Origin of the sequence: Chryseobacterium sp. AG844, from assembly GCF_003182335.1 — a bacterium.
Lineage (GTDB): Bacteria > Bacteroidota > Bacteroidia > Flavobacteriales > Weeksellaceae > Chryseobacterium > Chryseobacterium cupriresistens.
The window spans coordinates 66,636-79,046 of record NZ_QGTV01000012.1; the positions used below are offsets into that span (position 1 = coordinate 66,636).

13 protein-coding genes are annotated in these 12,411 nt (G+C 36.1%); all 13 read right to left on the reverse strand.

The features are described from left to right. Positions 1-181: 181 nt before the first annotated feature. The 13 genes from DEU40_RS13195 to atpA all read right to left on the reverse strand — a co-directional run bounded on the left by DEU40_RS13195 (position 182) and on the right by atpA (position 12,398). Complete coding sequence (locus tag DEU40_RS13195) at positions 182-1,102, reverse strand: T9SS type A sorting domain-containing protein (RefSeq protein ID WP_110010259.1); 921 nt, start codon at positions 1,100-1,102, stop codon at positions 182-184. 210 nt (positions 1,103-1,312) lie between these two features. Further along, a complete protein-coding gene (locus DEU40_RS13200; protein ID WP_110010260.1) occupies positions 1,313-2,692 on the reverse strand; it encodes a dipeptidase in 1,380 nt (459 codons plus the stop codon). Between the two features lie 157 nt (positions 2,693-2,849). Then, on the reverse strand, positions 2,850-3,125 hold the full coding sequence (locus DEU40_RS13205) for a hypothetical protein (protein ID WP_110010261.1): 276 nt from the start codon (positions 3,123-3,125) through the stop codon (positions 2,850-2,852). 140 nt (positions 3,126-3,265) lie between these two features. Further along, positions 3,266-4,411, reverse strand: coding sequence for a class I SAM-dependent methyltransferase (locus tag DEU40_RS13210; protein ID WP_110010262.1), 1,146 nt, complete (start codon positions 4,409-4,411; stop codon positions 3,266-3,268). A gap of 191 nt (positions 4,412-4,602) precedes the next feature. Then, the gene (locus DEU40_RS13215) at positions 4,603-4,986 is read right to left on the reverse strand and encodes a GxxExxY protein (RefSeq protein ID WP_110010263.1); all 384 of its coding nucleotides are present in this window, start codon (positions 4,984-4,986) and stop codon (positions 4,603-4,605) included. A gap of 57 nt (positions 4,987-5,043) precedes the next feature. After that, a complete protein-coding gene (locus DEU40_RS13220; RefSeq protein ID WP_110010264.1) occupies positions 5,044-5,484 on the reverse strand; it encodes a DinB family protein in 441 nt (146 codons plus the stop codon). Continuing rightward, positions 5,484-6,647 carry a methylmalonyl-CoA mutase family protein gene (locus tag DEU40_RS13225; RefSeq protein ID WP_110010265.1) on the reverse strand — a complete coding sequence of 388 codons (1,164 nt, stop codon included), beginning with the start codon at positions 6,645-6,647 and terminating at the stop codon, positions 5,484-5,486. Before DEU40_RS13225 ends, DEU40_RS13220 begins: the two co-directional genes overlap by 1 nt. 104 nt (positions 6,648-6,751) lie before the next feature. Next, complete coding sequence (locus DEU40_RS13230; protein WP_002979124.1) at positions 6,752-7,108, reverse strand: FtsB family cell division protein; 357 nt, start codon at positions 7,106-7,108, stop codon at positions 6,752-6,754. A 3-nt stretch (positions 7,109-7,111) separates the two neighbouring features. After that, complete coding sequence (gene udk / locus DEU40_RS13235) at positions 7,112-7,726, reverse strand: uridine kinase (RefSeq protein WP_002979122.1); 615 nt, start codon at positions 7,724-7,726, stop codon at positions 7,112-7,114. Positions 7,727-7,936: 210 nt separating this feature from the next. Then, complete coding sequence (locus DEU40_RS13240) at positions 7,937-8,242, reverse strand: ATP-dependent Clp protease adaptor ClpS (RefSeq protein WP_099049883.1); 306 nt, start codon at positions 8,240-8,242, stop codon at positions 7,937-7,939. Between the two features lie 10 nt (positions 8,243-8,252). Continuing rightward, positions 8,253-9,611, reverse strand: coding sequence for a hemolysin family protein (locus DEU40_RS13245; protein WP_110010266.1), 1,359 nt, complete (start codon positions 9,609-9,611; stop codon positions 8,253-8,255). 269 nt (positions 9,612-9,880) lie between these two features. Beyond that, the gene (atpG, locus tag DEU40_RS13250) at positions 9,881-10,744 is read right to left on the reverse strand and encodes an ATP synthase F1 subunit gamma (protein ID WP_110010267.1); all 864 of its coding nucleotides are present in this window, start codon (positions 10,742-10,744) and stop codon (positions 9,881-9,883) included. A 76-nt stretch (positions 10,745-10,820) separates the two neighbouring features. Then, positions 10,821-12,398: a F0F1 ATP synthase subunit alpha gene (gene atpA / locus DEU40_RS13255; RefSeq protein WP_110010268.1), complete on the reverse strand. Its 1,578-nt coding sequence runs from the start codon at positions 12,396-12,398 to the stop codon at positions 10,821-10,823. Positions 12,399-12,411: the final 13 nt, after the last annotated feature.

Here is a 12,411-nt window from a genome sequence, read left to right on the forward strand (position 1 = left end):
CGTTTTAAACCTAAAAAGCAAAACACGTTAATTTTTTACACATATTAACAAATTAACATAATATTTTTAATCAAAAAGAGTAAAGATATTAAATCCAAGAAAGAAGATCAATTCCGAAAAATCATCCATGAATACATTAAAACGCTAAAAAGATCCCATGTTTCCAGAGGTAAGAAATAATTTATCGGATGATCACTTTTTCTGTAAAATTTCCTCCTTCGGTTTTAACATTGACACTATATATTCCTGCACTTAAGCCTTTTACCTCTATTTTACTGTTGTTTATTTCCGTCTTTATGAGTTTTCCTGTCTCGTCATAGAGGTCAATACTTTTTACTTTGGTGGCTGTATTAATATTGATAAAATCATGGGCGGGGTTAGGATAAACCGCAATTTCCTTAGTGTTTACTTTAGAATCATGTACCGCCATTACCCCCAGTTCACTATTAATTTTGATATGATCGATATAAGCTGATCCCAATGAATTATTATGAACGAAACGAAGCTGGTCTATATTTAAAGAATTGGCGGCTGTTCCTGTGTAGATCAGCACATTATTAAGGTAATACCGCACATCTGTGGCACTTCCTACTATTTTTAACCGAAACCAGGTGTTAGGTATCCAGATTGAAGGCAGGGAAATCAGATTCTGTATACCTGAAACCGTGTTTAAAATCTTTACCGATCCTGTTTTTTCAAAATCCAATCTCACCACAGACTGGTCATCAATACTGTTTACGCCCTGAAAACCAAAATCAGAGCCGTTGAACTGTGACATGTTGATATCGAATGACACAGAAAAATTGTTGGAAGCCAACGGTGCCGGAAGATTATAAAACCCTCCTATGATCGGATCATTCTGAGTTCCATATGTATTTTCTTTTACGATTCTAAGGGAACGGCTACCATCACTGGCTTTATCCATGCTGATGGTCTGATGGGTAACATTTTGCGGTATACCTCCTGTGGGGGTACTGATCCAGCCTGTCTGCCCATTGATATCTCCGGTGTTAAACCCTTCATTAGACTCAAAGGAAATGGTCTGCTGGGCTAAAATGCATATTGAAGATAGCAAAATTGCAACTGAGTAGTATTTTTTCATAGTAAATCAAGTTTTGTATTAAAAATATAAACTTTCGATGAATAGTGAAATAACTTATTGCAAATAAAAATTAACCCTTTTATTTTCAGTGAATTTAATTTTTCAAATTCTTAAAAAGGCTTTGCCGGCAGTTGATAACAGGATAATATAAAGCAAAAAAATAAGGTATCTCTTTCCAGAAATACCTTATGATATCGTATTATTGATCAATTACTTTGAATAATTCTCAAAGAACAATGGAATACTTTCAATTCCTTTATAGAAATTGAACAGCCCATAATGCTCGTTTGGAGAGTGGATCGCATCAGAATCCAATCCGAATCCCATCAATACAGACTTAGCTCCTAAAACCTGCTCAAACATGGCTGTAATCGGAATACTTCCTCCTCCTCTGTATGGAAGCACCTCTTTTCCAAACGCAGATTCCATTGCCTGTTTCGCAGCAGCAAATTCTTTTGTATTGGTTGGTAAAACGTACGGCATTCCTCCATGGTGAGGAGTTACTTTTACTTTTACCGTATCCGGAGCGATTTTTTCAAAATATTTCGTGAACTTTTCCGTGATTTCCTGAGGAGTCTGGTAAGGAACCAGACGCATTGAAATTTTAGCAAAAGCTTTTGAAGGAATTACTGTTTTTGCCCCTTCTCCTGTATAACCACCCCAGATTCCGTTACAGTCTAAAGTAGGACGGATAGAAGTTCTTTCTAAAGTAGTATATCCTTTTTCACCTTCGATATTGCTTAACCCGATTGATTTCTTGAATTCTTCCGGATTGTCTTTCAATTTATTCATTTCGGCTCTCTCTTCATCTGAAACTGTTTCAACATTGTCGTAGAACCCATCAATAGTGATATGACCGTTTTCATCAATCAGATTAGCGATCATTCTTGAAAGAACATGGATAGGATTTGGAACCGCTCCACCATAAAGACCTGAGTGCAAGTCTCTGTTTGGACCTTCCACTTCTACTTCTACATAGCTTAAACCTCTTAAACCAGTTGTTACAGTAGGTTGTTCGTTGCTGTAGATATGGGTATCGGAAATTAAGATACAATCACAAGCTAATTTCTCCTTGTTCTCGTTTACCCACTCTCCCAAGCTTACAGAACCCACTTCTTCTTCTCCTTCTAAGATAAATTTAACATTGCAAGGAAGAGCATTGGTTTTCATCATGGCTTCAAAAGCCTTCAGATGCATGAAAAACTGCCCTTTGTCGTCAGCAGAACCTCTGGCAAAAATTGCCCCTTCAGGATGTAGCTCAGTTTTTTCAATATAAGGCTCGAATGGCGGCTTTGTCCATAATTCCAACGGATCTGCCGGCTGAACATCGTAGTGTCCGTATACCAATACTGTTGGTAAGCTTTTATCTAAAATTTTCTCCCCGAAAACAATTGGATATCCTTTTGTCTGGCAAACTTCAACATTGTCAGCTCCAGCATTCTTAAGGTGTGCCGCCACTACATCTGCACATTTCAAAACGTCATCTTTATACGCCGGATCCGCAGAAATAGAAGGAATTCTCAATAACTCAAATAATTCATCCACGAAACGCTGTTTGTTTTCGTTGATGTAATTTAATGTCTCTTGCATTGTAAAAATTTATTTTGTTAAAATTAAAAAAAATGCCTGGCAGGGACAAACAAAAAGAAAGGATTTTCCCAATCTCATGCTAATGAACCCAATAGCCCTCTTTTTAATAAAAAAATGCCCTGCAGAAACAGGGCACTTATATATTTTGTACTTCTAATTAGTGTTCAGCTTTTGGAGCTTTATCAGCTTCAGCAGGTTTTGCAGCAGCAGTACTGTCTGTTTTTGGAGCAGCAGCTTCTTCAGGTTTTGCAGGAGCTTCTTCTTTATGCTCTGCTGCAGCAGCTTCATGTCCGTGAGCTTCTCCCTGAGGAGCGTCAGAATATCTTTCTACTCCTTCTTCAAGTTTCAAAGTAGCTTTGTTTCCTCCTTGCGGAACTTTTTTACAGCTTACCGCTACCGTTGCAATCGCTAAACAGATAACTAATTTTTTCATATGTAAAATTATTTTTTTTAAAAGATAATATGGAACCGCACTATTTTCAATCTATTCTGACCCTCCAAACAGCAAGCGATTACATGCTTCAATTTTTGATTGCCCAAAAGTAAGAAATCCTGCTTTTTTCGGCAACATTTTTATACTGATTTTAATATTATTTTCCCTTTTTTGGATTGGGTAAAAATAAGATACTGATCTCCTCCGTCTTTTAAACCGTATTTCTTTTTGATTTGTTCAGGTTTTAAAGGGTAATTTTTTGCAATGATATTAAACTGCCCTTTCTTTTTAATACTTTTAGAATCAACAGATTCCATTTCCAAAATCCTTCCCGGAAAGTTTTCAATCTTTTCGGAGGAAGTGTAAAGATGGCTGTTGGGATGAAGTTTTTTCAATCCGAATTTCAGGGAAATCAAATTAAAGACTCCCGCCTTCAAAATAGAATGATTGGGAATATAAATGTATTTTTCCGGTTCGGAATATTCCGATTCCGCAGTTTCTTCTTCCCCATATCTGAATGTAAAAGTCTCTTCTCCGCTTTCAAGGTTCACACAATTACAGATGATCTTATCCATATTTTCGTTGGAAAGAAATACGACAACTTCTTTCACATCATTTTTGAGGGCAATAACATCAATTCTTGTAATACCGGGCAGCACAGAGACAAGATATTTAAGATCAATAAGAGGTGACAGTTTAACAACTACCTGACCGGAAATAGATCGTAATTTTTCCTGAATTTCAAGAATATCAGGTGACAGGTCTTCCAAAAGAAAAACTTTATTTTTTTGCTCGTCTCTTCGGGCCGGATCAAGATAAATGACATCAAAGTGTTCCTGATTCTCATTCAGAAAATCTTCGAGTTTTCTGTTGACAAATTTTGCCTGACGGTCCAGGATGTTCCAGTTATTTTCAACAATATTTAAAAGCTCGGTATTTTGCTCTACTAAGGTGATATCATCAAAATTTTGGGAGAGATAATAAGCATCAATAGCAAAACCGCTTGTAAGATCAATAAATTTCTTTCCTTTCAGAATTTCAGATTTATAAAGAGCTGTTTTTTCTGATGATGACTGTTCCAGATTAAGCTGTGGAGGAAAAAGAATTCCTTCTTTCAGGAGAAACGGAAATTTCCTTTCTGCCACCTGTTTTCCTTTGATCTGCTGTACGATTTCCTGCATGGAAACCTCCGGAAAAGGGGATTTTTTCAACAGTAATGTGTGTAAATCTGTATTCAGATTTGCATTGATGTAGTTTTGGATTTCCTTATTTATTAATTTAACCACAGATGACACGGATTTTCACAGATGTTTATGTTTTATTTATTTACGTAATTTTAAATATTTGAATTTATTCATTCTTAACCGCATAAAAAATCACCATAGATGCTTAATGTTTCATTTTACGTAGCAGAATACGCATAATCATTAAAAGTTAAAAAAAATATGTGCAATCATCTGTGGTCCATTTTGGAATATTAGTCTAAATTCCCTCTTACTTTCCGAAAAATACTTTTACTGATAAAATCAGTATTAAAGTTTACCAAAATTCCTAATTTCAATCCTGTTAACTTTAAATAGGTTAACAACTGTTGATGATGAATATTTGCTATTTCCGTTACGGCTTTTACTTCTATAATAATTTTATCTTCAACAATTATATCGGCAACAAAACCAGAATCAATAATAATATCCCTAAATTTAACCTTCATCGGAACCTGAGTCTTCACTTTTAAACCATTATTTTCCAATTCGCAAACCAGAACCTTCTCATAAACTTTTTCCAATAAACCTGGTCCAAGTTCATTATAAACAGAAAATATAGATTTTCTGATATAAAAACTTATCTCATTTTCTTTCATAACATTTGCATTTTGTGTTTCATAAATCTACACAAAATCTTGTTAGACATGATCAAATTATCTCTTATAAAAAATATAATCAGCAGCTACCGGAGTTATACCGTTTTGCTTAAGCAAAGAATTGATTTGTCCTCTGTGATACGTGGAGTGATTGACGGCATGAAAAAGCATTTCAAAAATAGTGTTTTCAAACTTTGTCCCTCTTGAATTCTGATATTCTATTCTTTTATCCAAATCAAGATTACTGATAATGTTAATACTTTTAAGAAAATTCTTATGATTAATCTCTTCCAGGGATTCGAAGGGATTGATCTGCCATACTTCAAAGGTTTCCTCTCCTAATATCCGGGCATTCCAGATCTGTTGCGCATTAAGGGTATGATTGATCAAACTGATCGTTTTATCGTCAATAAGCTCTCTGTTTTCAGAAATAGCTTTAATCATCTCAGCGTTGAAATGATAGGTATATTCAAATAAATCTATCAGTTTTTCTTTCATTACTCAAACATCTCAGCCCAGCGGACGGCTTTTATTTCTTTTTCGCTGTAAAGATCCGTGATAGACTTTTTAACGTCTAATTTAGGGTACAGATTCACTCCGATCAGCTTTATTTTCCCTTCTTCAATCCATTGCTGCTCTTCAATCGCATGATCATAGATTTTTTTCTGAATAACACCCTGTTTCAACAATTCAAGATATCCTCCTGCTTCTTCAATTTCAACAAATAAAGCCCATGCTTTTTCTGCAAACTGCCGGGTGATATCTTCAACATAATAACTTCCGTTGGAAGCATCTTCAAATACGTTGATGATACTTTCATAGGCCAGAACTATCTGTTGTTTGAAAGAGATCTCTTCCGAGTTATCCGTACTTCTGTCTACAAGATAATTGTTTGAGAAAACAGCGTCTACTCCGCCAATCATGGCAGAAGCAAGCTCCAACGTAGAACGGATCAGGTTATTTTCATTATCTGAAACAGCTTTATTTCGTAACGAAGTTTCAGCAAAGATGTAAGGAACTACATCCAGCCCGTATTCTTTTGAAAGCTGGTTGAAAATAATCTTAAAAGCTCTCAGCTTAGCCATTTCAAAGAAATAACTTCCTCCAACAGCTATTCTGAAAATCAGTTTATTTAAAATTTCAGCTCCATAAACTTCTGCTAACTCCTTAGCTTTTGCAAGGGCAATTGCAAGCTGCTGATAGATAGCGGCTCCGGCATTCTGATGCAGTGAGATATCTACGCAGATATTTCTTCTAAAATCTTTTGAAAGTAATTCTTTTACCAGCTGATCATCAATACTTCCTTCTTTTTCATTAAAAACATCAATCAGTGAAAAATACTGGTCTTCTTCTTTAGGACTAATGTGCCCTGCAAGATCTTTATTATTCACAAAAATGGTTTTCTGATCCAGATTTTCTACATTCTGATCCAGCATAAATGCAAATACTTCTTCTTCCAGACTTTCGTGGTATCTTGCAACCAGATGGGTACTTTCTTCAACTCTTGGCAGGTTTACCAAAGGCTTCTGAACTTCAGTGTAAAAAGGCTTCACTTCTATTCCTTCCAGATTCTGTTTTTCTAAAACGGGATAGATATCCTCTGTTTTAAGTTGTTTTTTGACCAGGTTTTCCCAGTTTGAAAGTATATCTGTATTTGACATTAGTTTTTTATTTGTGAATTGTTAATGGTGAATTTTGCTTTGCAAGTGAATTTTTAAAAACTAAAAACACATTTCATCATCAACGAAATTCTATTCAACTTTTATTACTTTTTAGCCACTTTTGTGCTGTCTACCACCAGAATGAAAATTTCTTCATTCGGTTTTTTCATAAAATAATTTTCTCTTGCGTATTTTTCTTTTTCTGACTTGTTGTTCATCAGTTTTTTATAAAAAGCATCATTTTTTTCGTACTCTTTCTTATAGTAATCCAGCTGCTCTTCATATTTATGAATCTCACCATTCAGTTCATTAATAACAAGAAATGAAGTTTTATCGAAAAAAATCATCCATACCAAAAACAGACAGATCGTAATGGTATACTTGTTCAAAACATATTTCTGGATAAGTTTGAATGTTTCAGATTTCGGCTGAATGTCTTTGATAAGGTTGTTTTCTTCCATTTTTTAATGTTTTTTCAACGAGTTTTTAATAACAGTAGTTAAAAAATCAATGGCTACGGAATTCTGTTTCATATTGGGGATAATAAGATCGGCCTCATTTTTAGACGGCTCGATGAATTCCTGGTGCATTGGTTTCAATGTGGTCTGATAACGGTGCAATACTTCGCTCAGATCTCTTCCCCTTTCCTGGGTATCTCTCCTGATCCTCCTGATCAGTCTTTCGTCAGAATCTGCATGAACAAATACCTTCAGATCAAATTCTTTCAGTAATTCTTTGTTGGTCAAAACAAGAATTCCTTCTACTACCAATACGTTTTTAGGTTCTACAGTGACATGATCTCCTGTTCTGGAATGTGTAACAAAGCTGTAAATCGGCTGTTCAATCGGCTCATTGTTTTTTAAAGCTTTTACATGTTTTATCAGTAAGTCAAAGTCTATTGATTTTGGGTGGTCGTAGTTCAGAGCTTCTCTTTCCGTCAATGTAAGACCCTGGTTGTCGTGATAATAATTATCCTGAGAGAGGATATTCATTCCTTCAATATCAAGCTGCTGAAGTATCTTATCAACAACTGTAGTTTTGCCGGATCCTGTACCACCGGCAATTCCTATTACAAGCATTGTTTTTTTGTTTCTTTATAGTTGGTACAAATATACTATTTTAGATAAAATATGACAATGTAAGAGTATTGAGAAATTAAAAGATTAAAGTATTTAAAGATTAAAATACATTCCGGAAACCGGCAGGTCTTTATGATTAATTGGTATTACTCAACTTTCTTTTTGGGATTTAATAAAAAAAACCGGCAATTCATTTGCCAGTTTTTTATTTTATACGATTTCGCTTGTTAATTCGCGCGAAATTAATTTTTCATGCATAGGCTTCAAAACATCCATTGAGCCTGTTTTTACGGTACATTTGCCTTTATAATGAACAAGGATCGTGCATTGCTCTGCCTGTTCCAGCGTATGCTTGCATATTTCGATCAGACAGTCTATCACATAATCAAATGTATGGATATCATCGTTATGCAGTACCAGTTTATAAACTTCATCCGTATCATCCAGAACAAGTACTTCTTCTTCGTACTGACGTTTTGGATTTTCGTAATCTTTTATGCTGTTATAAAAATTCATTTTTATTCTTTTAAACTTCTCCTATTTTGTCTGCCAGATTATCAATCGCATTAGGTTCCTGATAAACAAGTTCCACCAGTTCAACACTCTTGTTATTCATTTTCAGAATTTTAAAGTGATAGTCTGCAAGATCAAACTCCTGGTTTTCTTCAGGGATTTCTTCGAGCTCATAAAGAATAAATCCAGCCAGTGAGTTGTACTCGCTTTCTTCGGAAAGAGGAAGTTTTCTGGGAAGAAATTCATTGATTTCCTCCAAAGGCTGTGTAGCCTGTACCCAATAGGTATTATCCGCTATTTTATCAACGATTTTTTCTTCATCGTCTTCTTCGTCCTGAATTTCTCCTACCAGTTCTTCCAGAATATCTTCCAGTGTAATAATTCCTTCAGTTCCACCAAATTCGTCAATAACAATGGCGATGTGCTGTTTTTTAAGCTGGAAAGTCTTCAGTAGGTCTGAAACTTTTTTACTTTCCACCACGAAGAAGGCGTCACGCATTAAGTCTTTAAGATCTTCATGATCCAGATCTCCTTTTCTCTTCACAAATTCTCTTATAATTTCTTTGGTGTAGAAAATTCCGATCACATTATCAATAGAATCAATATAAACTGGAATACGAGAGTAACCGCTATCCATTATTTTGTTGATAATATCATTGATATCTTCTTCAAAATCAATAGAGGTAATATTCTGTCTTGGAACCATGATCTGTTTTGCAGAATGATCTGTAAAATCAAATGCATTTTTGATGATCTCATAGTTCTCTTCTTCTATCTCTCCGCTGTCTGCACTTTGCTTTACCAAAAGCTGAAGTTCTTCTGTAGAGTGAATTTCCTGTTCCGAAGCCGGGTGAATTTTCACCAGTCTTAAGAAACCATTTGACATGGAATTCATCAACCAGATAAACGGTTTAAAAATCGTGTAAAAAACTCTCAACGGAACTGCTGTTGCCATTGTAGTGGCTTCAGATTTTCTGATCGCGATTGATTTTGGAATAAGCTCACCGAAAACGATGTGCATGATGGTAATTAATACAAAACTGGTTACCACTGAAATGGTGGTAATCGTTGTTTGTGTCAAGTCTATATTAAACGAATGAAAGAGGCTTTCAACCACATGGTGCAAAGCACTTTCTCCTACCCAACCAAGGGCAAGGGAAGCCAATGTAATTCCTAATTGTGTAGCGGAAAGATATTCATCAAGATGCTTGATGATATGTTCTGCCTGCTTAGCCATAGAGTTTCCTTCTGCAGCTTTTAGCTGAATTTGAGAGTAACGAACTTTAACAATTGAAAATTCTGCGGCTACGAAGAAGCCATTGAGTAAAACAAGAAATAAGGCCAGCAAAAGCCTGACTATGTCCGAGTCCATTTAGAGATTGTATAAATTTTATTAGGTACAAAGATATGTAAAATAAAAATAACCTGAATCCGGGATAGATTATTTCGATGGAGGAATTTTCGGAACAGAAACTGACACAATAAAATACCGCTATTTTCAAATAAAAAAAATAATTGGAACAACGACTCATTTTTCAACAGAAACGATATTTTTAAGCGGTAAATATCCGTTTCAGCCTTCCACAAACAAAAAAGCACCGATAATTTCGGTGCTTTTATGGGTATAGTAAAAATAATTCTTTATGAATTTTTCAAAGCTTCTGCTCCGGAAACAATTTCCAGAATTTCGTTGGTAATTGCAGCCTGTCTTGCTTTGTTGTAGAAGATCACAAGATCATTCTTTAAAGCCTGAGCATTGTCTGTTGCTTTATGCATTGCAGTCATTCTCGCTCCGTGCTCAGATGCTACTGAATCTAAGATAGCTTTGAAAACCTGAGTTTTGATAGACTTTGGAATCAGGTTATCCAGGATTTCAGCTCTGTTAGGTTCAAAGATATAATCCGTTTCAACCTGCGGCTCAGTATTTTCCGGCATTGAGATAGGAAGAAGCTGTTCTGTAGTAACTTCCTGAGTAGCAGCATTAACGAATTTGTTATAGATAACATAAACTTCGTCAAATTTACCTTCTCTGAAGCTTGTCATTACCCCTTCAGTGATATGAGCAACTGCATCAAAGTTCAGATTATCATATACAGTACTTCCATTAGTATATACCTTACGGCTTTTTCTCACAGCATCATATACTTTTTTACCTACAGGAAGAACTTCAATCTCGTACTGAGCGTTGTTCTGAAACTGAAGGTTAAGCTCTTTTACGATAGAAGAGTTAAAAGCTCCCGCAAGACCTCTGTTTGAAGTAACAGCGATGAATAGTACTCTTTTAACCTCTCTTTTCTGAGCATATACAGAAATCTGATCAGGATCAGAGCTAGAATTTACATTCTGGATAAGCTCCTGTAATTTTTCAGAATAAGGTCTTAACATCACGATTGCATCCTGTGCTTTTTTAAGTTTCGCTGCGGAAACCATCTTCATAGCACGTGTAATCTGCATCGTAGATGAAATTGACGTAATTCTGCCTCGTATTTCTTTTAAGTTTGCCATTAATTTGGGTTCAAAGTTTAAGGTCTAAAGTTTAAGGTTTAAAACGCTATATTTCAAACCTTAAACATTGAATTTTTTAGTTGTATTTAGAAGCTAAATCGTTAGCTGCCTGCTTAAGAACACCTGTAATATCGTTATCGATTTTTCCAGCTTTGATAGCAGCCATTGTATCCGGGTGCTTAGATCTAAGGAACTCGATGTATTCGTGTTGGAATTCTTTAATCTTGTTCAATGGAACGTTTCTCATTAAGTTTTCTGTTCCGGCATATACGATAGCTACCTGACTTTCTACAGGAAGTGGTGCATTTACCGGCTGCTTAAGGATTTCTACGTTTCTTTCTCCTTTAGAAATTACTGCTAAAGTAGAAGCGTCAAGGTCAGAACCGAACTTAGCAAACGCTTCCAATTCTTTATACTGAGCCTGGTCAAGTTTCAATGTACCAGATACTTTTTTCATTGATTTGATCTGAGCGTTACCTCCTACCCTTGATACAGAGATACCTACGTTGATTGCAGGACGAACCCCTGAGTTGAATAGATCAGACTCCAAGAAGATCTGTCCGTCTGTAATAGAGATTACGTTTGTAGGGATATACGCAGAAACGTCACCAGCCTGAGTTTCGATAATCGGAAGGGCTGTTAATGAACCACCACCTTTTACAATTGGCTTAAGAGACTCCGGCAAATCATTCATTTGCTTAGCAATGTTATCATCAGCGATTACTTTTGCAGCTCTTTCCAATAGTCTTGAGTGAAGGTAGAAAACGTCTCCAGGGTAAGCTTCACGGCCCGGTGGTCTTCTCAATAGTAGAGAAAGCTCACGGTAAGCAACAGCTTGTTTAGATAAATCATCATAAACGATAAGCGCCGGTCTACCAGTGTCTCTGAAGAACTCACCGATAGAAGCTCCTGCCATTGCAGAATATACCTGCATTGGAACCGGATCTGATGCGTTAGCTGCAACGATAACCGTATATGCTAAAGCTCCTTTATCAGAAAGTGTTTTAACGATTTGTGCTACAGTAGAAGCTTTCTGACCGATAGCAACATATATACAATATACTGGCTGACCAGCATCAAAGAATTCTTTTTGGTTGATGATCGTATCGATAGCAACAGTAGTTTTACCTGTTTGTCTGTCACCAATGATAAGCTCTCTTTGTCCTCTTCCTACAGGGATCATCGCATCAATTGCCACGATACCAGACTGTAAAGGCTCAGTTACCGGCTGTCTGAAGATAACTCCAGGAGCCTTTCTTTCCAATGGCATTTCGTATAAATCCCCAGTAATAGGACCTTTACCATCGATTGGGTTACCAAGAGTATCTACTACTCTTCCTAACATACCTTCTCCTACTTTGATAGAAGAGATTCTGTTTGTTCTTCTTACTGTATCACCTTCTTTTACTAATTTACTTTCACCAAGTAGAGCAACCCCCACGTTGTCTTCTTCAAGGTTAAGTACAATACCTTCTACATCACTAGAAAATTTCACCAACTCTCCGTATTGTACGTTTTCTAACCCGTATACACGAGCAATACCATCACCGATGGTTAAAACTGTACCTACTTCCTCAACGTTGGATTGAGTATCGAAGTTGGCCAATTGCTGTTTTAAGATCGCAGATACTTCTGCCGGATTTATTTCTGCCATTGTATGGTTGTTT

Excerpts from the sequence above, each read along its gene's own strand:
- DEU40_RS13195 (WP_110010259.1), bottom strand. The coding sequence starts at position 1,102 with ATGAAAAAATACTACTCAGTTGCAATTTTGCTATCTTCAATATGCATT.
- DEU40_RS13200 (WP_110010260.1), bottom strand. The coding sequence starts at position 2,692 with ATGCAAGAGACATTAAATTACATCAACGAAAACAAACAGCGTTTCGTG.
- DEU40_RS13205 (WP_110010261.1), bottom strand. The coding sequence starts at position 3,125 with ATGAAAAAATTAGTTATCTGTTTAGCGATTGCAACGGTAGCGGTAAGC.
- DEU40_RS13215 (WP_110010263.1), bottom strand. The coding sequence starts at position 4,986 with ATGAAAGAAAATGAGATAAGTTTTTATATCAGAAAATCTATATTTTCT.
- DEU40_RS13220 (WP_110010264.1), bottom strand. The coding sequence starts at position 5,484 with ATGAAAGAAAAACTGATAGATTTATTTGAATATACCTATCATTTCAAC.
- DEU40_RS13225 (WP_110010265.1), bottom strand. The coding sequence starts at position 6,647 with ATGTCAAATACAGATATACTTTCAAACTGGGAAAACCTGGTCAAAAAA.
- DEU40_RS13230 (WP_002979124.1), bottom strand. The coding sequence starts at position 7,108 with ATGGAAGAAAACAACCTTATCAAAGACATTCAGCCGAAATCTGAAACA.
- udk (WP_002979122.1), bottom strand. The coding sequence starts at position 7,726 with ATGCTTGTAATAGGAATTGCCGGTGGTACAGGATCCGGCAAAACTACA.
- DEU40_RS13240 (WP_099049883.1), bottom strand. The coding sequence starts at position 8,242 with ATGAATTTTTATAACAGCATAAAAGATTACGAAAATCCAAAACGTCAG.
- DEU40_RS13245 (WP_110010266.1), bottom strand. The coding sequence starts at position 9,611 with ATGGACTCGGACATAGTCAGGCTTTTGCTGGCCTTATTTCTTGTTTTA.
- atpG (WP_110010267.1), bottom strand. The coding sequence starts at position 10,744 with ATGGCAAACTTAAAAGAAATACGAGGCAGAATTACGTCAATTTCATCT.
- atpA (WP_110010268.1), bottom strand. The coding sequence starts at position 12,398 with ATGGCAGAAATAAATCCGGCAGAAGTATCTGCGATCTTAAAACAGCAA.